Below are 26,319 nucleotides of genomic sequence, written 5' to 3' on the forward strand. Positions count from 1 at the left end.
TGCCGAGAACCATTGCTTGGGAAGGGGGTGCGGCCAGATGTCGCAACCGGATTCCTCGGACCGGCTCGCGCCGGTGCTGCGGACCGTACGGGCCGGCAACGGCTTCGAGGAGGCGCTGGAGCAGATCCTCCAGGTCGTACGCCTGGGTCTGGTGCCCGGCGGCGAACGGCTGCCGTCGGAGCGGGAGTTGGCCGAGCGGCTCGGCATCAGCCGGGTGACGCTGCGCGAGGTCCTGAAGGTGCTGACCGACCAGGGCCTGGTGGAGGCGCGGCGCGGGCGCTACGGCGGGACGTTCGTGCTGCCCAGGGCCCAGTCGCCCGGCGAGGACGAGCTGCGGCGCCGGGTGGCCGGGGTCGACGTGGAGGACGCGCTGCGCTTCCGGGAGGTCCTGGAGGTGGGCGCGGCCGGGCTGTGCGCGGCGCACGGGCTCACCGACGAGCAGGCCGACCGGCTGCGGGACGCGCTGGCCCGCACGCACGACGCGCCGCTGAGCGACTACCGCCGGCTGGACACCCTGCTGCATCTGACCCTCGCCGAGCTCTCCGGCTCACCGACGCTGACCGCGCAGTACGCCGCCGTGCGCGCGACCGTCAACGATCTGCTGGACTGCATCCCGCTGCTGGTCAGGAACTTGGAGCACTCCCAGCGCCAGCACACCGCGCTGGTCGAGGCGGTGCTCGACGGGGACGCGGACGGGGCGCGGGAGATGATGCGGGAGCACTGCGCGGGGACCGCTGCGCTGCTTCGGGGGTTCTTGACGTAGGCGGCCTTTCGTCCGCGGACCGTGGTGGGTTGCTCGCGCCCGCGCGGCGGAGCCGCACATGTCACAGCCCCGCGCCCCTGATCGGCGCCCGGTACCGCGAGGCACCTCCACCCCGTTTACCCCGACGTAACGCAAGGGGCTTGATTTCCGGCCGTCAACACCGCAAAGGTATGGCCCCAGTCCATTGAGCCCGCCGCTCTGCCCGGCGCCGCATCGCCGTGCCCTGCGTGCCACCGTCCAGTTCGGGAGCCGCGTCATGACCATCGAGTCCACGGAATCCGCCAAGCCCCCCGCCGCCGGACCGGCGGACGACTACCTGGAGCGCCGTACGCTCCGCCGCGGCAGCGCCGGCTGGCTGCTGCTGACCGGGCTCGGCGTGGCGTACGTCGTCTCCGGCGACTACTCCGGCTGGAACTTCGGCCTCGCCGAGGGCGGCTTCGGCGGCCTCGCGATCGCCATGGCCCTGATGGGCCTGATGTACGTCTGCATGGTCTTCTCGCTCGCCGAGCTCTCCTCCGTCCTGCCCACGGCGGGCGGCGGCTACGGCTTCGCCCGCCGCGCGCTCGGCCCCTGGGGCGGCTTCCTGACCGGCACGGCCATCCTCATCGAGTACGTGCTCGCCCCCGCCGCGATCTCCCTCTTCATCGGCGACTACGTGGAGTCCCTCGGGCTGTTCGGCCTCACCTCCGGCTGGCCGGTCTACCTCGCCTGCTTCGTCGTCTTCATCGGCATCCACCTGTGGGGCGTCGGCGAGGCGCTGCGGTTCAGCTTCGTCGTCACGGGCGTCGCGGTGGCGGCCCTGCTCGTCTTCGCGGTCGGCGCGTTCCTCGACTTCGACGCCTCCAAGCTGGACGACATCGCCGTCCACGAGGACGCGTTCGGCGCGAGCTCCTGGCTGCCGATGGGCGTGATGGGCATCTGGGCGGCGTTCCCGTTCGGCATGTGGTTCTTCCTCGGCGTGGAGGGCGTGCCGCTGGCCGCCGAGGAGACCCGCGACCCCGCCCGTACGCTCCCCAAGGCGATCCGCTGGTCCATGGGCATCCTGGTGGTGCTCGCCCTGCTGACCTTCTTCGCCTCGGCGGGCGCGCGCGGCTCGGCCGCCATCCAGGACGCGGGCAACCCGCTGGTGGAGGCGCTCCAGCCGGACGGCAAGGCCACGGCCCTCAGCCGGATCGTCAACTACGCGGGCCTGGCGGGCCTGGTGGCGTCGTTCTTCTCGCTGATCTACGCGGGCTCGCGCCAGCTCTTCGCCCTGTCCCGGGCGGGCTATCTGCCGCGCTTCCTGTCCCTGACCAGCCGCCGCAAGGCGCCCTATCTGGGCCTGCTCGTGCCCGGCGCGATCGCCTTCTCGCTGGCGGCCGCGACCGGCGACGGGGCACGGATGCTGAACGCCGCGGTCTTCGGCGCGACCGTGTCGTACGCACTGATGTCGCTCTCGCACATCGTGCTGCGCCGCCGCGAGCCGGACCTGGAGCGGCCGTACCGTACGCCGGGAGGAGCGCTGACCTCCTCGGTCGCGTTGGTCCTCGCGTGCGCGGCGCTGGTGGCCACGTTCCTGGTGGACGTGGTGGCGGCGCTGATCGCACTCGGGGTGTACGCGGTCGCCGTCGGGTACTTCGGCCTCTACAGCCGCAAGCACCTGGTCGCGCGGGCCCCCGAGGAGGAGTTCGCGGCGCTCGCGGCGGCGGAGGCCGAGCTGGAGCGCGAGTGAGGATCCGACCGAGGGTCCGACTGCCGAAGGAGAAGGAGCACACGTGGGACGGCCACTGATCGGTGTCAGTACGTATTGGGAGAGCTCGGTGCGCTGGGGGGTGTGGGACTGGCCCGCCGCCCTGCTGCCCGCGTACTACCCACGCCTGGTCAAGGCCGCGGGCGGGCTCACCGCGATGCTCCCGCCGGACGACCCGGAGACGGCCGCCCAGGTGGTGGCCCGGCTCGACGGCGTGGTGATCGCGGGCGGCCCGGACGTGGAGCCGGTACGGTACGGGGCCGCCCGCGACGCCAGGACCGGGCCGCCCGCGCCGGAGCGGGACGCCTGGGAAACCGCCCTGATCGAGGCCGCGTTGGCGTCCGGGACGCCGCTGCTCGGCATCTGCCGGGGGATGCAGCTCCTGAACGTGGCGCTCGGCGGCACGCTCGTCCAGCACCTGGACGGGCACACCGGCGGCCACGGCGTCGTCGGCCGCCACACCGTGCGCCCCGTGCCCGGTACGCGCTACGCGGGCATCGAGCCGGACGAGGCGTCCGTGCCGACCTACCACCACCAGGCGGTGGACCGTCTCGCCCAGGGCCTGGTGGTGTCGGCCCGCGCCGGGGACGGCACCGTCGAGGCGGTCGAACTGCCGGGCGAGGCCTGGGCGCTGGGCGTCCAGTGGCACCCCGAGCTGGGCGAGGACACCAAGGTGATGCGGGCGCTGGTGGCGGCCGCGGAGGCCCGGGCGGGGGTGCCGGTGTCCTGAGCCGCGCGGCCGCCACCGGCCTCGGGAGTCCTCAGCCCGCCGGGGCCCCTCAGCCCGACCCCGTCACCGCCCCCGCCCCCGGCCCCGACCGCGTCAGCGACAGCAGGTCGCGGGCCGGGCCGGTGGGGCGGTGGGCCGTGCGCCAGACCGCGCGCAGGTCGCGGCGCAGCCGCAGGCCCTCCAGGGGGACGCGGACCAGACGGCGGCCCGCCAGCTCCTCCCCCAGGGCGAGTTCGCTCAGGACCGAAGGGCCCGCGCCGCTCACCACCGCCGCCTTCACGGCCGTGGTGGAGGCGAGCTCCAGGAGCGGCCGGGCCACCCCGCCCTCGGCCGCGAGCGCCGCGTCCAGGACCTGCCGGGTGCCCGAGCCCTCCTCGCGCAGGATCAGCGGGGTCGCGGCCAGTTCGGCCGCGCCGAGCGGGGCGCGGCGCCGGGCCCACGGGTGGGAGGGCGCGGTGACCACCACCAGGCGGTCGTGGCCGATCACGGCCCCGTCGAGCCCGGCGGGTACGGCCAGGCCCTCCACGAACCCGAGGTCCGCCTCGTCGGAGAGCAGCCGCTCGGCCACGAACGCCGAGTTCCCGGCGAGCAACGAGACGGCGGTGCCCGGGCGTTCGCCGCGCAGCGCGATCAGCCAGCCGGGCAGCAGGTACTCGGCGATGGTCATGCTCGCGGCCACCCGCAGCCGGGAGTCGCGCCGCCCGCGCAGCGCCTGCGCGCCCGCGTCGAACGCCTCGGCCGCCTCCACCACCCGCCGCGCCCAGTCCGTCACCAGCGCGCCCTCGGCGGTGAGCTTGGACCCGCGCGGCGAGCGGTCGACGAGGGCGACGCCGAGGTGCCGCTCCATCGAGCGGATGCGGCTGCTCGCGGCGGGCTGGGTGATGCCCATGTCGCGCGCGGCGCGCCCCAGGCTGCCGTGCCGGGCGACCGCGATCAGCAGCTCCATCGCGCTCAGATCGGGCACCCGCCGCGACAGCGGACCGGTCTCCTCCGCACTGCTCATGCTCATAAGCCCAGGTTATGTCCTCATAGGAAGATCCGGTCTGGTGACCCCCTCGTACCGGCGCGAAGGTGGATACATGGTCACCGTCACCCACCCCCGCCCCCAGGCGCTCGCCGCGCCCTTCGCACCCCTGCGGCATCTCGGTCCCAACTGGTACGCCGCGGTCATGGGCACCGCGATCGTCGCCAACGCGGGCGCCGGGCTGCCGTTCCGCGTGCCGGGGCTGAGCGCGGTGTGGGTCCTGTCGCTGACCATGCTCACCGTCCTCGTCGCCGCCCGCGCCGCCCACTGGCGCCACCACCGCGACCAGGCCCGCGCCCACCTCATGGACCCCGGCGTGGCCCCCTTCTACGGCTGTATGTCGATGGCGTTCCTGGCCGTCGGCATCGGCACCCTCACCGTCGGCAAGGACGTCATCGGCGAGGGCGCGGCGGTCCCGCTGGCCTGGGTGCTGTACGGCGTGGGCACCGCGACCGGCCTCGTCGTCGCCGTGGGCATCCCGTATCTGATGGTGGTGCGCCACCAGGTCGCCCCCGGCACCGCCTCCCCGGTCTGGCTGCTGCCCGTGGTGGCCCCCATGGTCTCCGCCACCCTCGGCGCGCTCCTGGTCCCCCACCTGCCCGCCGGCCAGCCCCGTGAGGCGATGCTGCTCGCCTCGTACGCGATGTTCGGCATGAGCCTGCTCGCCGTCCTGGTGCTGCTGCCCCTGGTCTTCGCCCGGCTCGTCCACCTGGGCCCCCTGCCGCTGGTCCTGACCCCCGCCCTGTTCCTGGTGCTCGGCCCCCTCGGCCAGTCCACCACCGCCGTCAACAAGCTCGCCGACGTGGCCCCCGGCGCGATCGACACCACCTACGCGGGCGGTCTGAGCGCCTTCGCCGTCGTCTACGGCGTCCCCGTGATGGGCTTCGCCCTGATGTGGCTGGCGCTGGCCACCGCCATGGTGGTGCGCGCGGCCCGTTCCGGGATGCCCTTCGCGATGACCTGGTGGGCGTTCACCTTCCCCGTCGGCACCTGTGTCACCGGCGCCGAGGGCCTGGCCCACCACACCGGCCTGGACGCCTTCACCTGGCTCGCCTGCGGCCTGTACGCGCTGCTCGCCGCCGCCTGGCTGGTGGCGGGCGCCCACACCGTACGCGGCCTGGTCAGCGGCAGGCTGCTCGCAGCGCCCCGCTGAGTGCGGCGGGGGCCGCCGCGAGCGACGGCCCGTACCAGGTGAGCATGCGGCCGTCGACCAGCGCGGCCGGGAGGTGCGGGAAGGCCTCCGGGCCGTCGTCGGCGGTGAAGCGGTAGGGCTCGTCGGGGAGGACCACCAGGTCCGCCCCGGCGGCCCTCAACTCGTCCAGGGGGACGCGCGGATAGCGCTCGGCGTGCTCCGCGTACACATTGCGCACCCCGAGCCGGGCCAGCAGGTCGCCCGCGAAGGTGTCGCGGCCGAGCACCATCCAGGGGCGGCGCCACACCGGCACCACGGCGGCGACCGGCTCGGCCGGCGCCGCCACGTCGTCCCAGGCCTCGCGCGCCTCGTCGAGCCAGCGGGGCCGGGCCAGCCCGCAGGCGTCCACCAGGACCCGGGACAGCTCCGCGAACGCCTGGTCCAGGTCGCGGACCTCGGTGACCAGGACCTCCAGACCCGCCGCGCGCAGGGCGGCCAAGTCCGGCTCCCGGTTCTCCTCCTCGTTGGCGATCACCAGATCGGGGCGCAGCGCCGCGATCGCGGCCGTGTCGGGGTTCTTGGTGCCGCCGATCCGGGCCGCCGCGAGGTCCGGCGGGTGGGTGCACCAGTCGGTGGCGCCGACGAGGAGGCCGGGGGCCGTGGCCGCCACCGCCTCGGTGAGCGAGGGCACCAGCGAGACCACCCGTGGACCGGTGGGCGACACCATCAGTGGCGGGTCTCCTCGATCGCCTCGATGTGGTCGGCGACCGCCACGAGCAGGATCCGGGTGCCGGGCACGGCCGCGCGCCAGCGGTGGCGCACCCCACCGGACAGGCACAGCGTGTCGCCGCGTTCCAGGCGGTAGGCCCGGCCCTCCGCCTCGACCTCGGCGGCGCCGTCGGCCACGTACATCAACTCGTCGTTGCGGTGCTGGAACTCGCGCGCGGTGTCGTGCTCGCCGGTGAACTCCATGGCGTGCAGCTGGTGGTGGCCGCGCAGCAGCTGGCGCACCCCGCCGCCGTCGCTGTCGTCGGCGCGGGCGACCTCGACCGTACGCGCGGTGTCGGCGGCGTCGTACAGCTCGGGGACGGTGGTGCCCAGGGCGTCGGCCACGCGCGCGAGGGAGCGGGGGCTGGGGCGGGCCCGCTCGTTCTCGATCTGGCTCAGGAAGGGCACCGAGAGGCCGCTGCGCTGCGCGACCGCGGCGAGCGTCAGCCCCAGCTCGCGGCGGAGCCGCCGCACCGCCACTCCCACCCGAAGAGTTTCCTTGTCGTCCATCTCTCCGGCTCCCTCCCCGTCACCTGGACCACTGCGGCCGCCGCACTGCCTGCACCCTACGCAGCTTCGGGGCCCCGGGGCAGCATCGCGTGGAAGAAGAGTGCCCGCACGCCGCGCTGGGCATACCTGCACGGATGGGGCCCCGCCGGTGTCCGGCGGGGCCCCATCCGTGTGCGGGCGGCTGAAATCATTCGCCCGTTGTGCCTACGCGGCTAGCCGCCGACGGGCGTCCACTTGTCCGCGAGGCCCGGGTTGTCGTCCAGCCAGGCGCGGACCGCCTCCTGCTCCTTGCCCTTGCCGGTCGACTGGATCTTCGCTTCGAGACCGGTGAGCTGCTGCTCGCTCATCTTGAAGTTCTTCAGCCAGTCGCCCACCTTCGGGTTGTCGCCGGAGAAGCCCTTGCGGGCCAGGGTGTGCACCCCGTCGCCCTTGCCCCAGGTGCCCTTGGGGTCCTTGAGCTTCTTCAGGTCGTACGTGCTGTACGCCCAGTGCGGCGACCAGAGCGTGACCGCGATCGGCTCCTTCTTGGCGTACGCGCGCTTGAGCTCGGCGAGCATGGACGGCGTGGAGCCGTCGACGACCTTGTACTCGCCGTCCAGGCCGTACTCCTTCAGGACCTTGTCCTTGAGCAGGCCCATCATTCCGGCGCTCGGCTCGATGCCGATGATCCTGCCCTTGAACTGGCCGGACTTGCCCTTGAGGTCCTCCAGCGAGTCGATGCCCTTCATGTACGAGGGCACGCTCAGCTCCAGCGAGGTGGGGCCGTACCAGGAGCCGAGGTCCTCCAGCTTGTCGTGGTACTTCTGCCAGTAGGTGGCGTGGGTGACCGGGAGCCAGGAGTCCGTCTCGAAGTCGATCTGGCCGCCGGCCATACCGGTGTAGAGCGCGCCCGCCTCGTACTGCTTGGTGTCGACCTTGTAGCCGCGCCGCTCAAGGAGTTCCTTCCAGAGGAAGGTGGAGGCGATGCCCTCGTCCCAGGGGATGTAGCCCAGGGAGACCTTCTTGCCCTTGCCGACGTTCTCGGCGCCGGAGGCGGTGGCCGTGGACGAGGAGCCGAACATGCCCATGCCGCCGGCCACCAGCGCGAGGACGACCACGCCGACGACCGCGACGGCGGGCTGCGGGCGGTGGTTCCAGATCTTGGCGCCGGAGGTGCGGGCCTTGGCGAGCGCCCGGCGGCCGACCGGCGAGACCTGGCGGCCGAGGGCGCCGGTCATCCGGTCGAGGTACATGGCGAGGATGACGATGGAGACGCCCGCCTCGAAGCCCAGGCCGATGTCGACGTTGCCGATGGCCCGGTAGACGGCGCCGCCGAGGCCGCCGCCGCCGACCATGCCCGCGATGACGACCATGGACAGGCCCAGCATGATGACCTGGTTGACGCCCGCCATGATGGTGGGCAGCGCCAGCGGGAGCTGGACCCGCAGCAGCGTGTTGCGCGGGGTGGTGCCGAACGCCTCGGCCGCCTCGACCAGTTCGGGGTCGACCTGGCGGATGCCGAGCTCCGTCATCCGCACGCCCGGGGGCAGCGAGAAGACGATGGTGGCGATGATGCCGGGGACCACGCCGACGCCGAAGAAGATGATGCCGGGGATCAGATAGACCATGGCGGGCATGGTCTGCATGAAGTCCAGGATGGGGCGGCTGATCGCGCTCACGGTCTTGGACCGGGACGACCAGATGCCCAGCGGCACCGCGAGGACCAGCGTGACGACGGTCGCCACGAGGACCAGCGACAGCGTCGACATGGCCTCGTCCCACAGCTCGATCGAGTCGATCAGCGCGAACCCGCCGAAGGCGAGCACCCCGGCGACCAGGCCGCGCAGCCACCAGGCGACGACGGCGAGGATGCCCGCGAAGAGCAGCGGGTGGGGCGCGGACAGGACGGCGTCGATGCCGTCGTACATGCCGTTGACGACCTTGGTGATGGCGTCGAACAGCCAGGAGAGGTGGTTCTGGAGGAAGGTGACGGCGCTGTCCACCCACTCGCCGAGAGGGAGCCTAGGCACGGGCCACCTCCTGCATCGAGCAGGCGACCGGCCCGCGCTGGTCGTCCCCGAGGAAGGCGATCAGCCGCTCCTGCGGTACGACGCCGAGCAGCGAGCCGTCGGTGTCCTTGACGGCCACGGGGTGCGGCACGCGCGCGGCGACGGCGCACAGGTCCGCGACGCTGGTGTCGGCGCTCACGGTCTCGCAGTCGCACTGCCCGGCGTCGGGGCGGTGCGGCTCGGTCATCACCGACAGGGCGGTGAGCACCCGGGAGCGGTCGACGTCCTGGATGAACGAGGCCACGTAGTCGTTGGCGGGCGTCAGGAGGATGTCCTCGGCGCTGCCGAGCTGGACGATCCGCCCGTCGCGCATCACGGCGATGTTGTCGCCGAGCCGCATGGCCTCGTTGAGGTCGTGGGTGATGAACACGATGGTCTTCTTCAGGCGCTTCTGGAGTTCGAGGAGCTGGTCCTGCATGTCGCGCCGGATCAGCGGGTCGAGCGCGCTGAACGACTCGTCCATGAGGAGCAGGTCGGCGTCGGTGGCGAGGGCGCGGGCCAGGCCCACGCGCTGCTGCATGCCGCCGGAGAGCTCGTCCGGCCAGGAGTCGCCCCAGCCCGCGAGCCCGGTGAGCTCCAGGGCCTCGGCGGCGCGCTTCTCGCGCTCGGCGCGCGGCACGCCCTGGACCTCCAGGCCGTACGCGGCGTTCTCCAGGACACTGCGGTGCGGGAAGAGCGCGAAGTGCTGGAACACCATGCTGATCTTGGTGGAGCGGACGGCGCGCAGCTCGCGCGGGCTCAGGCCGGTCAGGTCCTGGCCGTCGTAGAGCACCCGTCCGGAGGTGGGTTCGAGGAGCCCGTTGAGCATCCGCAGCAGCGTGGACTTTCCGGACCCGGACAGACCCATGACGACGAAGATCTCGCCGGGCTCGACCGTGAACGACGCGTCGATCACCGCCGCGGTCGTCCCGTCGGCCCGCAGCTCGTCGCGGTCGGCGCCGCCCTCGAGCTTGCGCACCGCGTCGTCGGGTCGTCTGCCGAACACCTTGTAGAGCTGCTCGGCTTGCAGCGTGGACACATAAACCTCACGGATAGCACTGAGAACGGCCCGCATCCCCCGCGGGCGGGCCGTGGAGCGGCGCGGATTCGGTCCGTCGCCCTGCGTATGCGGTGCCGTAGTCGTTGAAACCGATACGAGGGTCCGCTCCGGCGCCGCGCCTGCCCGCCTTCACGCGGAGCAAACGCGAAGGTGATCCAGTTCACTGCCACGCACAGTGACCGGGCGGCGTTCGGCGGGGGCGGCGGCCGCCGCCGCGCGGTGACTGTCAGTGGGGTGCGGCATCATCGGGGTGTGACGCGACGCCTGATGCTCCTCGACACCGCTTCCCTGTACTTCCGGGCCTATTTCGGGGTCCCCGACACGGTCCGGGCCCCGGACGGCACCCCGGTCAACGCCGTGCGCGGCCTGCTGGACTTCATCACCCGCCTGGTCCAGGACCACCACCCGGACGACCTGGTCGCCTGCATGGACGCCGACTGGCGCCCGCACTGGCGCGTCGAGCTGATCCCGTCGTACAAGGCGCACCGGGTGGCGGTCGAGACGGCCGACGGCGTCCCGGACGAGGAGGAGGTCCCGGACACGCTGGCCCCGCAGGTCCCGGTGATCGAGGCGGTCCTGGACGCGCTGGGCATCGCCCGGGTCGGAGTCGCGGGGTACGAGGCGGACGACGTGATCGGCACCCTGGCCGCCGCGGCCCTGGGCCCGGTGGACATCGTCACGGGCGACCGCGACCTGTTCCAGCTGGTCGACGACAAGCGCGGTGTGCGGGTCCTCTACCCGCGCAAGGGCGTCGGCGACTGCGACGCGATCGACGAGGACCTGATCCGTACGAAGTACGGGGTCCGGGCCGATCAGTACGCGGACTTCGCGGCCCTGCGCGGCGACGCCAGCGACGGCCTGCCGGGCGTGAAGGGCATCGGCGAGAAGACGGCCGCGCAGCTGATCACCGAGTACGGCGATCTGGCCGGGGTGCGCACGGCGGCCGGGGACCGCACCTCCCGCCTCACCCCTGCCAAGCGCCGGGGCATCGTCGAGGCCGCCGCGTATCTCGACGTGGCTCCGAAGGTGGTCCGGGTGGCGCTCGACGTGCCGCTGCCCGCGTTCGACCCGGCGCTCCCGGCCGAGGCGCTGCACCCGGAGACGGTGGACGAACTGGCGCGGCGCTGGGGGCTCGGAAGCTCACTGACCCGCCTGCTCGCGACGCTGGGGCGCTAGCGTCTCGGGCCCGGTAAAGGGGTGATCCAGCAGGGCCGGGATGCTAACTTAGGTAAACCTAAGAAGAGCAGACGGTTCAGCGCGCCGGGCAGTCGGTCCGGCACACATCAGGGGAGAAACGCTGTGGCAGAACGACCGGCCCGCAAGGGGCCGCGGGCCCATGAGACGCGCGTGGTGCGTACGGAGTGGATCACCCCGCACATGGTCCGGCTGGTCCTGGGGGGCGCGGCGGCGAGCGGCTTCGCCGTCGGCGAGTACACCGACCACTATGTGAAGCTCCTCTTCCCGGCCCCCGGGGTGACCTACCCCGAGCCCTTCGACCTGGAGCGCGTCCGCACCGAGTTCCCGCGCGACCAGTGGCCGAGCAACCGGACGTACACGGTCCGGGCCTGGGACGCCGAGCGGGACGAGCTGACCATCGACTTCGTGGTCCACGGCGACGAGGGCCTGGCCGGGCCGTGGGCCGCCCGCGCCCAGGTCGGCGACGTCATCCGGCTCTCCGGCCCCGGCGGCGGCTACGCCCCGGACCCGGCCGCCGACTGGCACCTCCTGGTGGGCGACGAGAGCGCCCTCCCGGCGATCGCGGCCGCCCTGGAGCAGCTGCCCGAGGGCGCGGTGGTCCACGCGTTCGTGGAGGTCCCCGGCCCGGAGGAGGAGCAGAAGATCCTCGCTCCCGACGGGGTCGCGGTGACCTGGCTGCACCGCGGCGACGCCCCGGTGGGCGACGCGCTGATCACTGCGGTGCGGGAGCTGGCCTTCCCCGAGGGCGACGTCCACGCCTTCGTCCACGGCGAGGCGGCCTTCGTCAAGGAGCTCCGCCGCCATCTGCGCCTGGACCGGGAGATCCCCCGCGACCGCCTCTCCATCTCCGGCTACTGGCGTCTCGGCCAGAGCGACGAGGCCTGGCGCGCGGTCAAGCGCGAGTGGAACGAGCAGGTGGAGCGGGAGCAGGAGGCGGCGGCGTAAAGCCGAGGGGGCCTCGCCGGCCCCCTCCCCGGCTCCCCCCTTTTTTTTGTCTGCGGACCCTGGGTGGCTGGTCGCGCAGTTCCCCGCGCCCCTGGGTAGTTAGGGGCGCGGGGAACTGCGCGAGCAACCCAGCACGGTCCGCAGACGAAGACCCCCGAGGGCCCGTCAGCCGACCGAGCTGTACGCCACCACGCCCCTCAGCAGCGCGTCGACCGCCTTGCGGGCGTTCTTGGCAACCGTGCTCCCCCCGGCGGAGCCGGGCGCCGCCGCGATCTGGCCGAGTACGTCGATGACCTGCTTGCACCAGCGGACGAAGTCGCCCGCGGGCATCTCCGCCTCGCGCAGCACCTCGTCGAGGCCCTGGCCCGAGGCCCACTGGAAGGCCGCCCAGGCGAAGCCGAGGTCGGGCTCGCGCTGGCCGACGCCCTCCGCCTGGTTGATCTTGTGGTCCTCCTCCAGCGCGTCGAGCCGGCCCCAGATGCGGACCATCTCGCCGAGCGCCGCCTTGGCCGCGCCCGAGGGCAGCTTGGGCGCGACCGCGTCATCGGCCTGGCGCGCCTCGTACACCAGCGCCGAGACGCACGCGGCCAGTTCGGCCGGGCTCAGGCCCTCCCAGACGCCCGCGCGCAGGCACTCGCTGGCCAGCAGGTCCAGCTCGCCGTAGAGCCGGGCCAGGCGGCGGCCGTGCTCGGTGACCTCGTCGTCGCGCAGATAGTCCAGCTCGGTCAGGAGCGCCACAATCCGGTCGAAGGTGCGGGCGATCGTGTTGGTCCGCCCCTCGATACGGCGCTCCAGCTGCTGGGTGTCCCGCTTGAGCCGGTAGTACCGCTCGGCCCAGCGCGCGTGGTCCTCGCGCTCGTCGCAGCCGTGGCACGGGTGGGCGCGCAGCTCGGCGCGGAGCCGGGCGATCTCACGGTCGTCGGCGGCCTCGGCGCGGCCCCTGCGGTGCCGCTCGGGCACGATGTGGCCCGCCTTGGTGCGCAGCGCCGAGGCGAGGTCGCGACGGGACTGCGGCGAGCGCGCGTTGAAGGACTTGGGGATCCTCATCCGCTCGATCGCCTCCACCGGCACCGGGAAGTCGATCGAGGCGAGCCGCTTGACCTGCCGCTCGGCGGTGAGCACCAGCGGGCGCGGACCGTCGTGCTGGTCGAAGCCGCGGTGGCCGTTGGAGCGCCCGGCCGGGATGCCCGGGTCGAGCACGAGGGCGAGTCCGGCGAACTTCCCGGTCGGCACGTGGATCACGTCGCCCGGCTTGAGCTTCTCCAGGGACGCGGCCGCGGCGGCCCGCCGCTGGCTGGCGCCCTGCTTGGCGAGCTCCGTCTCGCGGTCCTTGAGGTCGCGGCGCAGTCGCGCGTACTCCTCGAAGTCCCCCAAGTGGCAGCTCATGCCCTCCTGGTAGCCCTCCAGGCCCTCCTCGTTGCGCTGCACCTGGCGGGAGATGCCCACGACGGACTTGTCCGCCTGGAACTGCGCGAAGGACGTCTCAAGCAGCTCGCGCGAGCGGTGCCGGCCGAACTGCTCGACCAGGTTCACGGCCATGTTGTACGAGGGCTTGAAGCTGGAGCGCAGCGGATACGTACGCGTGCCCGCCAGGCCCGCCAGCGCGCCCGGGTCCATGCCGCGCTGCCAGAGCACCACGGCGTGGCCCTCGACGTCGATGCCGCGGCGCCCGGCGCGGCCGGTCAGCTGGGTGTACTCACCGGGGGTGATGTCGGCGTGCTGTTCGCCGTTCCACTTCACCAGCTTCTCCAGGATCACCGTCCTGGCGGGCATGTTGATGCCCAGGGCGAGCGTCTCGGTGGCGAAGACCGCCTTCACCAGGCCGCGGACGAACAGCTCCTCCACGACCTCCTTGAAGGTCGGCAGCATGCCCGCGTGGTGGGCCGCGATGCCCCGCTCCAGGCCCTCCAGCCACTCGTAGTACCCCAGGACGTGCAGGTCCTCGCCGGGGATGGAGGCGGTGCGCTCCTCGACGATCTCGCGCACCTTCTGGCGCGCGTCCTCGTCGTTGAGGCGCAGCCCCGCGTACATGCACTGCTGGACGGCGGCCTCGCAGGCGGCCCGGCTGAAGATGAACGTGATGGCGGGCAACAGGCCCTCGGCGTCGAGCCGTTCGATGACCTCGGGGCGGCCCGGCGTCCAGATCCGGGAGCGCTGGCGGCGCTCGCGCTCGCGGTCGGCCTCGCGGACCATCTTGCCGCGCCTGCGCTCGCGCGGGTTGTACGTCTTCTGGTTCTCCATCCGGGCCATGCGCAGCAGGTCCGGATTGACCTCGCGGCGGGCGCCGCCGCGGCCGCCGTGGTCGGTGGACTCCTCGAAGAGGTCGTACATCCGCCGTCCGGCCAGCACGTGCTGCCAGAGCGGGACCGGGCGGTCCTCGGAGACGATCACTTCGGTGTCGCCGCGCACGGTGTCCAGCCAGTCGCCGAACTCCTCCGCGTTGGAGACGGTCGCCGACAGTGACACCAGCGTCACCGACTCGGGCAGGTGGATGATCACCTCTTCCCAGACGGCGCCCCGGAAGCGGTCGGAGAGGTAGTGCACCTCGTCCATGACCACGTAACCGAGGCCGAGGAGCGACTGGGAGCCCGCGTAGAGCATGTTGCGGAGCACCTCGGTGGTCATCACGACCACCGGCGCCTCGGAGTTGACGCTGTTGTCCCCGGTGAGCAGGCCGACCTTGTCCGCGCCGTAGCGTCTGACCAGGTCGGCGTACTTCTGGTTGGAGAGCGCCTTGATCGGCGTGGTGTAGAAGCACTTGCGGCCCTGCTGGAGGGCCAGGTGCACGGCGAACTCGCCGACGATCGTCTTGCCGGAGCCGGTCGGGGCGGCCACGAGCACACCCTTGCCGGCTTCGAGTGCCTGGCACGCCTCGATCTGGAAGGGGTCCAGAGCGAAGTCGTACAGGTCGCGGAAGGGTGCGAGCGCGGTGGCCTGCTCGGCGGCGCGGAGCCGGGCAGCTGCGTACGCTTCGGCTGGTGAGAGGTCCTCTGTCATCTTGTCTTCGAGCCTACCCGCCGCCTCTGACAGAGGTCGCGATCTTTATCGGGACGGGGGCCGGGGACGGAGTGCGGCGGGGTACGCAGAAGCGGCCGGGTGCGCGCCGTGCGCGCCCCGGCCGCTTCGCGGCGTGCGATCAGGTGACGTCGTCGTAGCCGTTGACCCGGCTGCCGGAGCGGCCGCCGTCGGCCTGCTCGGGCAGGGACGGCGTGGTGACCGGCTCGATCTCGCCGATGTCCGCGGGCGTGAGGTCCAGGTCGGAGGCCTCGTCGTCGGCGGGCTTGGCTTCCTCGCGCTGGCGGCGGCGCTTGTCGTTGAGCATGGCGATGCTGACGGCGATGAAGTAGAGCAGCACGATCGGGGCCGCGAGCGACAGCATCGACACCGGGTCGACGGTCGGCGTCGCGAAGGCCGCGAAGACCGTGACGCCCATGATCATGCCGCGCCACCAGCCGAGCATCCGGCGACCGGTGACCACTCCGCCGAAGTTGAGCATGATCAGGAAGAGCGGAAGCTCGAAGGAGAGACCGAAGACGACGATCATCCGCAGCACGAGGTCGATGAGCTCGCTCAGCGGGAGCAGGTTGAGCGCGCCCTCGGGGGTGAACTCCAGGAGGACCTTCGCCGCGGCGGGCAGCACATGGTACGAGAACCAGCCGCCGGCGACGAAGAGCGGGAAGCCCGCCGCGACGAAGCCCAGCGAGTACTTCTTCTCGTTCTTGTGCAGGCCCGGGGCCACGAACGCCCAGAGCTGGTAGAGCCAGACGGGGCTGGCCCCCACGACCCCCGCCACCAGGGACGTCTTGATCATCAAGGTGAACGGCGACATGAGGCCGGACATCGTGACTTGGCCGCAGTGGTCGTTGCCGTCCTTCTGGGCCAGCGTGTCGAAGGCTTCCTTGCAGCCGACCGACTCCTTGATCGGCTTGATGATCAGGTCGACGATGTCCTTGTAGTAGAACGCCGCCACCACGGCGCAGACAAGGATCGCGAGGACCGACTTCGCGAGCCGGTTGCGCAGCTCACGGAGATGGTCCGAGAGGGGCATCCGCCCCTCCGGGTCCTTCTGCTGATTGCGGGCAGACTTCAGCAACCCACGTCCTCATCTCGTGCGGCAGGGCGCCTTGGTGATCAGCGCCTGCTTCGGCCCAGGTGTCAGCGGGTGGAGTCGGTCGGCTCGGTGACGGGACGCGAGCTGCTGACGTCGCCGGGGGCCGACTGGATGGTGCGCTGCGCCGGCGGCTGCTCGCCCGGGTGCGGCGGGTCGGCGGGGGCGGTCTGCTGGCCCTCGGCCTTCATCGCCTTCGCCTCGCTCTTGAGGATGCGCGCGGACTTGCCGAGCGAGCGCGCCATGTCCGGAAGCTTCTTCGCGCCGAACAGCAGGACGATGACGACGAGGATGAGAATGATCTCGGGGGCGCCGAGCCTTCCGAACATAAGCTTTTACCTTCTCACCGAGGCGACGTGGGTGGGGCTGCGTGGTCCCGGCCGGACTGGTGTCCGACCGGTTGCGTGCAGCGATCGTAACGCGCAGGGGTGAACACCGGGCAATCCCCGTGCGTACTCCCCGGCACGGCCCACCGCCTCGCTTCGTGGTCCGCGCATTGAAGCGTACCTAAAGGGACGGACACACAGGAGTCCCCGCCGTCACCGCAAGGTCTCACCGGTGGCCGAGAGTTCGACGGCGGCCCGTTCGAGCTCCTCGGCGGCGTTGTTGATCTTCCTTGTGGTGTCGGCCACTTGGCGGCCGAGCCGCTGGGCCTCGACGAACACCTTGATCGCGAGGACACCGAGGACGGCGATTCCGAGGAACCCGAGGGCGATGGCGGTCATCGGCCAGAACATGAGCGGACCCTAGACGCTGGAGTGGAGGCGGAGGGTGCGGACCCCTCCGCCGGTGAGGAGTTCGACGATGCGCTCACCGGCCGGCTTGCGCACGGCGGAGCCGCACTCGGGGCAGGTGAAGGAGTAGAAGGTGGTACGGCGGCTGGCGCCGATGGCGAGGCGCAGCGCCCCCGCGGCCAGTTCGAAGCGGGCGCGGCAGTCGGGGCAGGCGGCCTTGAAGAGCACCGACTGGACCGCGGCCACCTGACGGGAAATACCGGGCATCACCGACATGTTCCGCATATCTCCTCAGCTCTGTCCGTCGTGCGCGCTCTGCTCTTCGTACGCCGCCAGCGCCGCCAGGGCCGCGCCGCGGGCACTTTCGGCCAGTTCGTCGGGGGCCACGATCCGGCCGTCACGGCCGAGACGCAGCGCGAGGCGGCGCAGCGAGGCGGGCTCCGGGGTGCGCAGGGTGATCCGCAGACCGCCGTCCGCCAGCTCCTCGGCGCTGTCATGCGGGTAGTACTCGGCGACCCAGCGCCCGCCGGGCCCCACCTCGACGATCACTTCCGGGTCCTCGGCGGCGGGCTGCACCAGGCCCTCGGACAGGTCCCGCAGCTCCAGCTCCGGCGGCGCGGCCGGCTCGTCGAGCAGCCGGATTTCGGCCACCCGGTCGAGGCGGAAGGTGCGCCGCGCCTCCGAGAGCCGGCACCACGCCTCCATATAGGTGTGGCCGACGGCGAAGAGCCGGATCGGGTCGACCTCGCGCTCGGTGAGCTCGTCGCGCGCGGGCGAGTAGTAGCGCACCCACAGCCGCCGCCGCTCCGAGATCGCCCGGTCGACGTCCGCGAAGACCCCGCCCTCCGACTCGAAGGTCACCGAGAGCCGGGAGCTGGCCCCGGCCGCCTCCCCGGCCGCCGCCTCCAGCTTGGCGGTGGCGCGCAGCAGCGCCTGGCGGTCGCCCTCGCGCAGGCCCGGCAGCGTCGCCACCGCGCGGGCCGCGACAAGGAGCGCGGTCGCCTCGTCGGCGGCGATCCGCAGCGGCTCGGCCGCCTCGGCGCCCAGCGCGTTCGGATTGCGCCACCAGATGCGGTCGCCGTCGGTGTCGATGTCGAGCAGGTCGCCGCCGCGGAAGCTGGTCCCGCACATGGGCAGCACGTCGAGGTCCGAGATCAGCTCGTCCTCGGTGATCCCGAAGGCGCGGGCGACGTCGGCGACGTGCGCCCCGGGCCGCTCGCGCAGATAGGTGACGAGGGAGAGCATCCGCCGCGTCTGGTCGATGGCGTTGGCAGCCATATGGTCGTCCGGTCCCCTCAGCCCTTGGCCACGGCGCGCAGCCGGTCCACCACGTCGGCCCGCAGGTCCGCGGGCTCCAGCACGACCACGTCGGGGCCGAACTCCACGAGCCAGGCGTCGAGCCCGTGCCCGTACGGAATCTCCAACTCGTCCCACCCGTCGCCGAGTTCCCGCGTCGAGGTGGCGCGCGAGCGCAGCGGATAGCCGGACCCGGCGCGCAGCCTGATCCGCGCGGAGCGGGTGGCGGTCTCCCCCGCCCAGCTCTCCACGGTCTCGCGCACGGTGACCACGTCGGGCACCGGCGCGGTGAAGGCCCCGGCCCGCGAGCGCACCTTGCCGGTGATCCGGGAGAGCCGGAAGACCCGCTCGGCGCCCCGGTCGCGGTCCCAGCCCGCGAGGTACCAGTGGCCGCGCCAGCACTCCAGGGTCCACGGCTCGACATGGCGGGTGCCGGGGCGGGCGGCGGTGGCCTTGCGGTACTCGAAGACGACCGGGCGGCGGTCGCGGCACGCCAGCATCAATGGCTCGAAAGCGGCCTCGTGCACCGGGATGCGTGGCTCGATCGCGCTGTGCTCGTACGGGTTGTCGGCTTCCGGCATTCCGGCGGCGCGCAGCTTCTGCAGTGCGCCGCTGGCCGCGCCCGCGAGCCGGGCCTGCTGCCAGACCCGGGCGGCGAGCCCGAGGGCCGCGGCCTCCTCGGCGTCCAGCTGGACCGGCGGCAGCCGGTTGGAGTCGCGGCGGGCCAGATAGCCCGTCTCGCCGTCCAGGTTCTCCACCGTCTCGATGACCAGGCCGAGTTCGCGCAGATCGTCCTTGTCGCGCTCGAACATCCGGTTGAAGGCGTCGTCGGATCCCGCCTCCAGATAGGCCTCGATGGAACCCCGCAGCTCGCGCTTGCTGAGCGGACGGCGCGTCCCCAGCAGACACAGCGCCAGGTTCATCAGCCGCTCGGCCTTGGCAATCGCCATCGACGCCCTTCGCCTCTCCTCGTCATGGGGGAGCGGCTCCGCTGCTCCCGACCGTTGACCGTACCGTCCCCGGGTCGCGCGGCAAAAGCCGAGGGCCCGTGCCGGACGGCACGGGCCCTCGGTGTGATCGGGTGTGATCAGACAGCGACCAGGTCGCAGACGAAGATAAGCGTCTCACCCGGCGCGATCCGGCCACCGGCGCCGCGGTCGCCGTAGGCGAGGTGCGCGGGGATGACCAGCTGGCGGCGGCCGCCGACCTTCATGCCCTGGATGCCCTTGTCCCAGCCCTGGATGACCTGACCGGCACCGAGCTGGAACTCCAGCGGGTTGCCGCGGTTCCACGACGCGTCGAACTCCTCGCCGGTGGAGAAGGCCACGCCCACGTAGTGGACCTTGACGTAGTCGCCGGCCTGGGCGACGGCGCCGTCGCCCTCCCAGATCTCCTTGATCTCAAGGTCCGCCGGCGGCTCGCCACCGGGGAAGTCGATCTCGGGCTTGTCGATGCTCACTGAACTGCTCCTCTTGAATACGTGCAGGGCAACCCGGACAGTCTTACATCTCCACCGTCACATCTTGGCCAGGATGTCGATCGAGAAGACCATGGTCGAGTTGGCCGGGATGCCCGACTGCTCCTTGTCGCCCAGGCCCTGGTCCGGCGGGATGACGACCAGGATGCGGCTGCCGACCTTCTTGCCGATCAGACCGGCCTTGAGGCCCTTGAGGGTCAGGTTCGGCAGCGCGAAGGTCTGCGTCTTGCCCTGGTCGTAGGTGCTGTCGAACTTCTTGCTGTCCTTCCACAGGAAGCCCTCGTACGCCAGGACCACGCTGTCGGTGTCCTTCACCACGTCGCCGTCGCCCTCGAGGACGTAGTCGGAGACGAGCTTCTTGGGGGCGTCGGTCTTGGGGATCGTCAGCGTCGGCGCCTTGCCGTCGGTGTTGGTGCCCACCTTCGGCAGGTCCTTGTCGTCCTGCGCGACCTCCTTGCCCTTGGCGGAGGCCGGGATGGTGGTCGCCTTCACGATGTCCACGACGAAGACCAGCGTGGCGTTGGGCTTGATGCTGTCGCCCTGGCCCTGCGCCCCGTAACCCAGCTCCGGCGGGATGCCCAGCTCGACGCGGCTGCCGACCTTCTGGCCCTCCAGGCCCTGGTCCCAGCCCTTGATGACCTGGCCGGCGCCGAGGGTCAGCGTGAACGGCTCCTTGCGGTCGAAGCTGTTGTCGAACGGCTTGTCCGAGTCCCAGGCCTGGCCGAGGTAGTTCACGGACACGGCGTCGTTCTTCTTGAGCGCCTCGCCCTTGCCCTCGCTGATGACGTTCACCTTGAGGGCCTTGGGCGGATTGCCCTCGCCCTTGGCGAGGGTCGGCTTCTCCCCGAACTTGGCGCCCGCGGTGATGGCGGGCAGGCCGTTCTTCATCGAGGCGGAGTCGGAGGTGGAGTCGGAGCCCTTGTCGTCGCTTCCGCAGGCGGCTGTGGCAACCAGCAGCAGCGGGACGGCGAGCAGGCCGGCAAGTCGGCGCACGTGTTCCTCAGATCTCAGACGGCACAGTAGTTTGCCCGCCACTCTAAGGCGTACTACGGGCCCCGTACGAGGAACGTACGGGGCCCGTGTTCAGGTCGCCGGTCTCGTCGTCCGGTCACATACCGGCGATCAGTTTCTCCACCCGGTCGTCCACGGAACGGAACGGGTCCTTGCACAGCACGGTGCGCTGCGCCTGGTCGTTGAGCTTGAGGTGCACCCAGTCGACGGTGAAGTCCCGCCGCTGCTCCTGCGCGCGGCGGATGAAGTCGCCGCGCAGCCGCGCCCGAGTGGTCTGCGGGGGCACCGACTTGCCCTCGAAGATCTTCAGGTCGTTGCAGATCCGGGCCGCCTGGCCCTTGCGCTCCAGCAGGTAGTACAGCCCCCGCTGGCGGTGGATGTCGTGGTACGCCAGGTCTATCTGGGCGACCCGCGGGTGCGACATGGTCATGTTGTTCTTCGCCCGGTACCGCTCGATCAGCTGGTACTTCATGACCCAGTCGATCTCGGTGCCGATCCGGTCCAGGTCCTCGGCCTCGATCGCGTCGAGCGTGCGGCCCCACAGCTCCAGGACCTGGTCGACGGTGCCGGTGCGGATGCCCCGGCGCTCCACGAAGTCGACGGCCTTCTCGTAGTACTCGCGCTGGACCTCCAGGGCGGAGGCCTCGCGCCCGCTGGCCAGGCGCACCTTGCGCTGGCCCGTGATGTCGTGCGAGACCTCGCGGATGGCCCGGATCGGGTTCTCCAGGGTCAGGTCGCGCATCACCGTGCCCGCCTCGATCATGCGCAGCACCAGGTCGGTGGCGCCGACCTTGAGCAGCATGGTCGTCTCGGACATGTTGGAGTCGCCCACGATCACATGCAGGCGCCGGTAGCGCTCGGCGTCCGCGTGCGGCTCGTCCCTGGTGTTGATGATCGGGCGCGAGCGGGTCGTCGCGGAGCTGACGCCCTCCCAGATGTGCTCGGCGCGCTGGCTGACGCAGTAGACCGCGCCGCGCGGGGTCTGGAGGACCTTGCCCGCCCCGCACAGGAGCTGACGGGTGACCAGGAACGGGATGAGGATGTCCGCGAGGCGGGAGAACTCGCCGTGCCGGGCGACGAGATAGTTCTCGTGGCACCCGTAGGAGTTTCCCGCGGAATCGGTGTTGTTCTTGAAGAGATAGACGTCGCCCGCGATTCCCTCCTCGTGCAGGCGGCGCTCGGCGTCGACGAGCAGACCCTCGAGAATGCGCTCGCCCGCCTTGTCGTGGGTGACGAGTTCGGTCACGTTGTCGCATTCGGGAGTTGCGTATTCCGGATGCGAACCCACGTCGAGGTAGAGGCGGGCGCCGTTCCGCAGGAAGACGTTGCTGCTGCGGCCCCATGACACAACACGGCGGAAGAGGTAGCGCGCCACTTCGTCAGGTGACAGTCGGCGCTGTCCCCTGAACGTGCACGTGACGCCGTACTCGTTCTCCAGCCCGAAAATGCGGCGGTCCATGACTGAACATTACGCCCGATGCCCTCAGCTGAAACCGGGTTCGGCAGCACGGGTTGGATCATTTTGGTCAACTCCCATGACACTTTCCGTACGCCCGGGAGCTGCGAGGACCCCTCGGGTGGCGAGCAGCACCACGAGCGCGGCCGCCCCGCCGCCGCCCGCGACGGCGAAGCTCGCCGCGCTGCCGCCGAGTTCGACGGCGGGCCCGGCGACGGCCGTGCCGAGCGCGGTGCCGACCCCGAACGCGGTCACCAGCCAGGAGAACGCCTCGGTCACGGTGCCGCGCGGGGCGTGCCGGTCGACCACGATGAACGCGCAGGCGATGCACGGCGCGAGGAAGAGCCCGGAGACCACGGCCAGTCCCGCCATGGGGACGACACCGGGCACGAGCATCAGCGGCAGATAGCCGACCGCGAGCAGCGCGACGAGCGAAATCAGCCGTTTCTCGGGAGTTCCGGCCCACTGGCGCGCCCCGTACACCAGACCGCCGAGGAGCGCCCCGAGGCCGTTGGCGGCCATCAGCCAGCCGTAGATCGCGTCCCGCCCGTGGTCGTCGGCGTAGGCCGACGCGGCCACAATGATCGCGCCCAGCGCGAGGCCGACGAAGAAGAACGCACCGAGGAGCGCGAGCAGGCCCGTGGAGCGCAGTGCGCCCAGCCAGTGCGCCTCGCGCGGGGCGGAGCGCCAGGCGCGCGAGGGCGCCGAGAGGACCACCGAGAGCGCGCCGAGCACCCCGAGCACGTTGATCACGACCAGGGCGGTGGCGGGCGACCACAGGGCGATGCCGAGGGTGACCAGGAGCGGGCCGACCGTGAACATCACCTCCTGGGCTATCGCGTCCATCGCGTACGCGGTGTGCACCTGGTCCTGGCGGGTCAGGACACTGGGCCACAGCGCCCGCAGCCCGCCCTCCAGCGGCGGTGTGCAGAACCCGGCGACGACCATGGCCGCGTACGCCACCGCGACCGGCTCGATGCCGGTATACGCGAGGACCGCCATTCCCAGCGCGCTGGCCACCGACGCCGGGAGCATCACCCGGGGCTGCCCGTACAGGTCGACGGCCCGGCCGAGCAGCGGCTGACCGGCCGCGGTGGCCAGGCCGTACACCGCGGTGAGCGCGCCCGCCAGCGAGTAGCTGCCGCCCTCCGCGCGGACGAACAGGACCACCGCGATGGCCGCGGTGGCGTTGGGCAGCCGCCCGGTCAGCGTGCCCGCCAGCAGTCGCGCGGCGTGCCGCGTCCGGAGGATCTCCAGATATCCCGCCGCCATGTCGCCCCTCGGTCGCATCAGTTTTACGTATAACGTTCGACGTCATACGTACCATGTCGACAACCCCCGGGTCCACTCCCGGAGCAGGGACAGCCAGCCCCCACACCCCGCCGGAGGACCCCGTGAAGACCCAGCCGACCAGCCGGGACGTCGCCCGCGCGGCCGGGGTCTCCCAGGCCACCGTCTCGCTCGTCCTCGGAGACAAGTGGCGCGGCCGCGTCTCCGAGCGGACCGCCGCCCTGGTCCGCGACGCCGCCCGCGAGCTCGGCTACCGGCCCAACCTCGCCGCCCGCAGCCTGCGCCTGGGCCGTACCCGCACGGCGCTGCTCGTCGTCCCCGCCCTCACCAACGAGTTCTTCGCCCGCGTCTACACCGGCGCCGCCCGCGTCGCCGCCGAGCACGGCTTCGGCGTCGTGCTCTACCCCTCCCCCGAGGGCGTCGGCCCGGCCCGCGACCCCTTCGACTCGGCCAGCGCCGCCCTCGACGGCGTCATCGCCTCCTCCATGGCCGCCGACGCCCTCGCCGGGATCCGGGGCACCGACCTGCCCCTCGTCATGCTCGACAGCGACCCCGCCGGGGCCGGCCCCGCCGCCCGCGTCAACCTCGACATCGCCGACGGCATACGGCAGGTGACGGAGCATCTGCTCGGCCTCGGCCACCGCAGATTCGCCCACCTCGCCTCGGCCGTGGACTCCTGGACCTTCCAGGTACGCGGCCGCGCCCTGGAGGAGGCACTGCGCCGGGTGCCCGACGCCGAGGTCCTGACCGTGCCCTCGGCGCTCACCGTGGACGCCGCCCGGCAGGCGGCCGAGCACGCCCTCACCCGCCCCGGCCCCCGGCCCACCGCGCTCATCTGCGACGACGACATCCTGGCGGCGGGAGCCTGCAAGGCCGCCCGGCGGCTCGGCCTGCGCATCCCCGACGACGTCTCGGTGGCCGGGTTCGACGACCTCGCCCTCGCCACCGCCCTCGAACCCGAACTCACCACCGTCCAACTGCCCGCCGAGCAGGTGGGCGAGCGCGGGATGGCCGCCCTGCTCGCCGTCCTGGACGGCCGCGAGCCCGAGACGGGCGACCTGCCCGTCGCCCTGGTCGTACGCGGCTCCACGGCCCCGCCCGCGGCCTGACGCGGTCCGGATACGGAAAGGCCCGTGCCCCGCCGTGAGGAACGGCGGGGCACGGGCCTTTGCGGCGACTTCTACTCGTCGTCGTTGTCCGACGGCACCTCGGTCGGCTCGGCGCTCGCCTCTTCCGTCTGCAGGAGACGGGAGAGCTGACGGCCGACGATCCGCTTGAACTTGCGCTGCTGCGGCCGCGTCCGGTCGAGCACCGCGACCTCCAGCCGCTCCGCGGGGATCTCCCGCTCGGCGCCGTTGGTCTGGTTCGACAGGGCCTGCACGGCCAGCTTCAGCGCCTCCGCCAGGGACATGCCGTCCTGGTGGCGCTGGTCGAGGAAGGTGCTGATCTGCTCCGCGTTGCCGCCGACCGCGACCGAGCCGTGCTCGTCCACGATCGAGCCGTCGTGCGGCAGCCGGTAGATCTGGTCCTCCTCCGGCGTCGCCCCGACCTCGGCGACCACCAGCTCCACCTCGTACGGCTTCTCGCCGACGCTGGAGAAGATGGTGCCCAGCGTCTGCGCGTACACGTTCGCCAGGCCACGGGCCGTCACATCGTCACGGTCGTAGGTGTATCCCCGCAGATCCGCGTAGCGCACTCCGCCGATGCGGAGGTTCTCGTACTCGTTGTACTTGCCGGCGGCCGCGAAGCCGATCCGGTCGTAGATCTCGCTGAACTTGTGCAGCGCACGGGACGGGTTCTCGCCGACGAAGACGATGCCGTCGGCGTACTGCAGCACGACCAGGCTGCGGCCGCGCGCGATGCCCTTGCGGGCGTACTCGGCGCGGTCGGCCATGGCCTGCTGGGGTGAGACATAGAACGGCGTCGACACCGGCTATCCGTCCCTTTCTGTCAGTGGCGGGGTCATCTCTGCGGCCTCTCCCCGGCCTCAGAGCAGCGCGGCACGCGGGCCGTCGGGCTGTTCCAGACGCCGCTCCAGGATCGAGCGCGCGATCTCGGAGGACTCCGCCTCGGTCAGCCGCCGGAAGCCCTCGTCGCTGATGACGGTGACGATCGGATAGATGCGGCGGGCGACATCGGGACCGCCGGTCGCCGAGTCGTCGTCCGCCGCGTCGTAGAGCGCCTGGACGACCAGGGTGGTGGTCTGCTGCTCGGTCAGGTCCTCGCGGTACAGCTTCTTCATCGAGCCGCGGGCGAAGATCGAACCCGAGCCGGTGGCCGCGTAGCCGTGCTCCTCGGAGCGGCCGCCGGTGACGTCGTACGAGAAGATGCGGCCCTTCTCGCGGTCCACGTCGTACCCCGCGAAGAGCGGGACCACGGCCAGGCCCTGCATGGCCATGCCGAGGTTGCCGCGGATCATGGTGGAGAGCCGGTTGGCCTTGCCCTCCAGCGAGAGGGTGGCGCCCTCGACCTTCTCGAAGTGCTCCAGCTCCAGTTGGAAGAGCTTGACCATCTCCACGGCGAGGCCCGCGGTACCGGCGATGCCCACCGCCGAGTACTCGTCCGCCGGGAAGACCTTCTCGATGTCGCGCTGGGCGATCATGTTGCCCATCGTCGCCCGCCGGTCACCGGCGAGCACCACGCCGCCGGGGAACGTCGCCGCCACGATGGTCGTGCCGTGCGGCGCCTCCACGTGCCCCTGCACGGGCGGCAGGACCCGCTTGCCCGGCAGCATTTCGGGCGAGTGCTCGGACAGGAAGTCCATGAACGAGGACGAGCCCGGCGTCAGGAAGGCAGCTGGTAGACGCCCTGTGCCACGAGTGTTGGCTTCCACGAGGTTCCCTCCAGGTAGGCGGCAGCCCGACGAACTGTGTCGGGATCGTCTCCCAACTTGCCGATGGCCGAATCGCAGTTGAAGCACCGTACGCCACGGACCTTACCCGTCTCGTGGCGGTGATCCACATGAACGGCGAGGGCGGAAGGGCGGGTTGGGCACACCGGGCGCCGCCCCGCCGCGGGGAGCCGTCGCTCCCTCACACACGCCCCCCGCCGTTCACATCCGT

The 26,319-nt window shown here is 71.8% G+C and carries 26 protein-coding genes; 7 read left to right on the plus strand and 19 right to left on the minus strand.

The annotated features are described in order from the left end of the window. The first annotated feature begins 37 nt into the window (after nt 1-37). The 3 genes from BX283_RS11245 (at nt 38) to BX283_RS11255 (ending at nt 3,222) form a co-directional block, all read left to right on the plus strand. Entirely contained in the window at nt 38-763 is a 726-nt protein-coding gene (locus BX283_RS11245) for a FadR/GntR family transcriptional regulator (RefSeq protein WP_101387483.1), read from the plus strand. A 256-nt stretch (nt 764-1,019) separates the two neighbouring features. Further along, a complete protein-coding gene (eat, locus tag BX283_RS11250) occupies nt 1,020-2,474 on the plus strand; it encodes an ethanolamine permease (RefSeq protein ID WP_101387484.1) in 1,455 nt (484 codons plus the stop codon). A gap of 43 nt (nt 2,475-2,517) precedes the next feature. Further along, nucleotides 2,518-3,222: a gamma-glutamyl-gamma-aminobutyrate hydrolase family protein gene (locus BX283_RS11255; RefSeq protein WP_101387485.1), complete on the plus strand. Its 705-nt coding sequence runs from the start codon at nt 2,518-2,520 to the stop codon at nt 3,220-3,222. Nucleotides 3,223-3,271: 49 nt separating this feature from the next. Here the strand turns inward: BX283_RS11255 and BX283_RS11260 are convergent, their stop codons facing one another. Further along, on the minus strand, nt 3,272-4,231 hold the full coding sequence (locus BX283_RS11260; protein WP_257582550.1) for a LysR family transcriptional regulator: 960 nt from the start codon (nt 4,229-4,231) through the stop codon (nt 3,272-3,274). Between the two features lie 70 nt (nt 4,232-4,301). Here BX283_RS11260 and BX283_RS11265 point away from each other — a divergent pair, with 70 nt between their 5' ends. Then, the gene (locus BX283_RS11265) at nt 4,302-5,399 is read left to right on the plus strand and encodes a TDT family transporter (RefSeq protein ID WP_101387486.1); all 1,098 of its coding nucleotides are present in this window, start codon (nt 4,302-4,304) and stop codon (nt 5,397-5,399) included. Here BX283_RS11265 and BX283_RS11270 read toward each other — a convergent pair. The 4 genes from BX283_RS11270 to BX283_RS11285 form a co-directional block, all read right to left on the minus strand. Continuing rightward, a complete protein-coding gene (locus BX283_RS11270; protein ID WP_101387487.1) occupies nt 5,368-6,105 on the minus strand; it encodes a helical backbone metal receptor in 738 nt (245 codons plus the stop codon). The genes BX283_RS11265 and BX283_RS11270 overlap by 32 nt on opposite strands. Then, nucleotides 6,105-6,656: a helix-turn-helix domain-containing protein gene (locus BX283_RS11275; protein WP_101387488.1), complete on the minus strand. Its 552-nt coding sequence runs from the start codon at nt 6,654-6,656 to the stop codon at nt 6,105-6,107. The genes BX283_RS11270 and BX283_RS11275 overlap by 1 nt, the downstream gene beginning before the upstream one ends. Nucleotides 6,657-6,868: 212 nt before the next feature. Then, on the minus strand, nt 6,869-8,665 hold the full coding sequence (locus tag BX283_RS11280; RefSeq protein ID WP_101387489.1) for an ABC transporter permease/substrate binding protein: 1,797 nt from the start codon (nt 8,663-8,665) through the stop codon (nt 6,869-6,871). Then, nucleotides 8,658-9,722 (minus strand): glycine betaine/L-proline ABC transporter ATP-binding protein, encoded by a 1,065-nt coding sequence (locus BX283_RS11285; protein WP_257582552.1) that lies wholly within the window; start codon nt 9,720-9,722, stop codon nt 8,658-8,660. Before BX283_RS11285 ends, BX283_RS11280 begins: the two co-directional genes overlap by 8 nt. A 288-nt stretch (nt 9,723-10,010) precedes the next feature. Between BX283_RS11285 and BX283_RS11290 the strand changes: the two genes are divergently transcribed. Continuing rightward, on the plus strand, nt 10,011-10,919 hold the full coding sequence (locus tag BX283_RS11290) for a 5'-3' exonuclease (RefSeq protein WP_101387491.1): 909 nt from the start codon (nt 10,011-10,013) through the stop codon (nt 10,917-10,919). Between the two features lie 123 nt (nt 10,920-11,042). Then, a complete protein-coding gene (locus BX283_RS11295) occupies nt 11,043-11,885 on the plus strand; it encodes a siderophore-interacting protein (RefSeq protein WP_180357130.1) in 843 nt (280 codons plus the stop codon). Nucleotides 11,886-12,050: 165 nt separating this feature from the next. Here BX283_RS11295 and BX283_RS11300 read toward each other — a convergent pair whose 3' ends face one another. The 11 genes from BX283_RS11300 to BX283_RS11350 all read right to left on the minus strand — a co-directional run bounded on the left by BX283_RS11300 (nt 12,051) and on the right by BX283_RS11350 (nt 23,239). Next, complete coding sequence (locus tag BX283_RS11300) at nt 12,051-14,882, minus strand: RNA helicase (RefSeq protein ID WP_101387493.1); 2,832 nt, start codon at nt 14,880-14,882, stop codon at nt 12,051-12,053. 139 nt (nt 14,883-15,021) lie between these two features. Continuing rightward, the gene (gene tatC / locus BX283_RS11305) at nt 15,022-15,978 is read right to left on the minus strand and encodes a twin-arginine translocase subunit TatC (protein WP_101387494.1); all 957 of its coding nucleotides are present in this window, start codon (nt 15,976-15,978) and stop codon (nt 15,022-15,024) included. Between the two features lie 62 nt (nt 15,979-16,040). After that, nucleotides 16,041-16,322, minus strand: a complete 282-nt coding sequence (gene tatA, locus BX283_RS11310) for a Sec-independent protein translocase subunit TatA (protein ID WP_101387495.1) — start codon at nt 16,320-16,322, stop codon at nt 16,041-16,043. A gap of 210 nt (nt 16,323-16,532) precedes the next feature. Next, nucleotides 16,533-16,730, minus strand: a complete 198-nt coding sequence (locus BX283_RS11315) for a hypothetical protein (protein WP_101387496.1) — start codon at nt 16,728-16,730, stop codon at nt 16,533-16,535. A gap of 9 nt (nt 16,731-16,739) precedes the next feature. Next, the gene (locus BX283_RS11320) at nt 16,740-17,012 is read right to left on the minus strand and encodes a hypothetical protein (RefSeq protein WP_067154877.1); all 273 of its coding nucleotides are present in this window, start codon (nt 17,010-17,012) and stop codon (nt 16,740-16,742) included. A 6-nt stretch (nt 17,013-17,018) separates the two neighbouring features. Next, entirely contained in the window at nt 17,019-18,005 is a 987-nt protein-coding gene (locus tag BX283_RS11325; protein WP_101387497.1) for a YafY family protein, read from the minus strand. Between the two features lie 17 nt (nt 18,006-18,022). After that, complete coding sequence (locus BX283_RS11330; protein ID WP_101387498.1) at nt 18,023-18,973, minus strand: YafY family protein; 951 nt, start codon at nt 18,971-18,973, stop codon at nt 18,023-18,025. A 137-nt stretch (nt 18,974-19,110) separates the two neighbouring features. Further along, entirely contained in the window at nt 19,111-19,482 is a 372-nt protein-coding gene (locus tag BX283_RS11335) for an FKBP-type peptidyl-prolyl cis-trans isomerase (protein WP_101387499.1), read from the minus strand. Between the two features lie 57 nt (nt 19,483-19,539). After that, a complete protein-coding gene (locus BX283_RS11340; RefSeq protein WP_101387500.1) occupies nt 19,540-20,493 on the minus strand; it encodes an FKBP-type peptidyl-prolyl cis-trans isomerase in 954 nt (317 codons plus the stop codon). Nucleotides 20,494-20,608: 115 nt separating this feature from the next. Beyond that, nucleotides 20,609-21,970, minus strand: coding sequence for a Pup--protein ligase (gene pafA, locus BX283_RS11345; RefSeq protein ID WP_101387501.1), 1,362 nt, complete (start codon nt 21,968-21,970; stop codon nt 20,609-20,611). A 24-nt stretch (nt 21,971-21,994) separates the two neighbouring features. Then, nucleotides 21,995-23,239: an MFS transporter gene (locus tag BX283_RS11350; RefSeq protein WP_101387502.1), complete on the minus strand. Its 1,245-nt coding sequence runs from the start codon at nt 23,237-23,239 to the stop codon at nt 21,995-21,997. A gap of 53 nt (nt 23,240-23,292) precedes the next feature. On the opposite strand from BX283_RS11350, the gene BX283_RS11355 reads away from it, so the two are divergent. Continuing rightward, nucleotides 23,293-24,366 (plus strand): LacI family DNA-binding transcriptional regulator, encoded by a 1,074-nt coding sequence (locus tag BX283_RS11355; protein WP_101387503.1) that lies wholly within the window; start codon nt 23,293-23,295, stop codon nt 24,364-24,366. Between the two features lie 71 nt (nt 24,367-24,437). Here BX283_RS11355 and prcA read toward each other — a convergent pair whose 3' ends face one another. The 3 genes from prcA to BX283_RS11370 are packed head-to-tail and all read right to left on the minus strand — an operon-like array spanning nt 24,438 to nt 26,293. Continuing rightward, nucleotides 24,438-25,187 carry a proteasome subunit alpha gene (prcA, locus tag BX283_RS11360; protein WP_067156020.1) on the minus strand — a complete coding sequence of 250 codons (750 nt, stop codon included), beginning with the start codon at nt 25,185-25,187 and terminating at the stop codon, nt 24,438-24,440. Nucleotides 25,188-25,244: 57 nt separating this feature from the next. Next, a complete protein-coding gene (gene prcB, locus BX283_RS11365; protein WP_101387504.1) occupies nt 25,245-26,090 on the minus strand; it encodes a proteasome subunit beta in 846 nt (281 codons plus the stop codon). Then, nucleotides 26,042-26,293, minus strand: coding sequence for an endonuclease domain-containing protein (locus tag BX283_RS11370; RefSeq protein ID WP_373979159.1), 252 nt, complete (start codon nt 26,291-26,293; stop codon nt 26,042-26,044). The genes prcB and BX283_RS11370 overlap by 49 nt, the downstream gene beginning before the upstream one ends. Between the last annotated feature and the right edge of the window lie 26 nt (nt 26,294-26,319).

The organism is Streptomyces sp. TLI_146 (assembly GCF_002846415.1).
Lineage (GTDB): Bacteria > Actinomycetota > Actinomycetes > Streptomycetales > Streptomycetaceae > Streptomyces.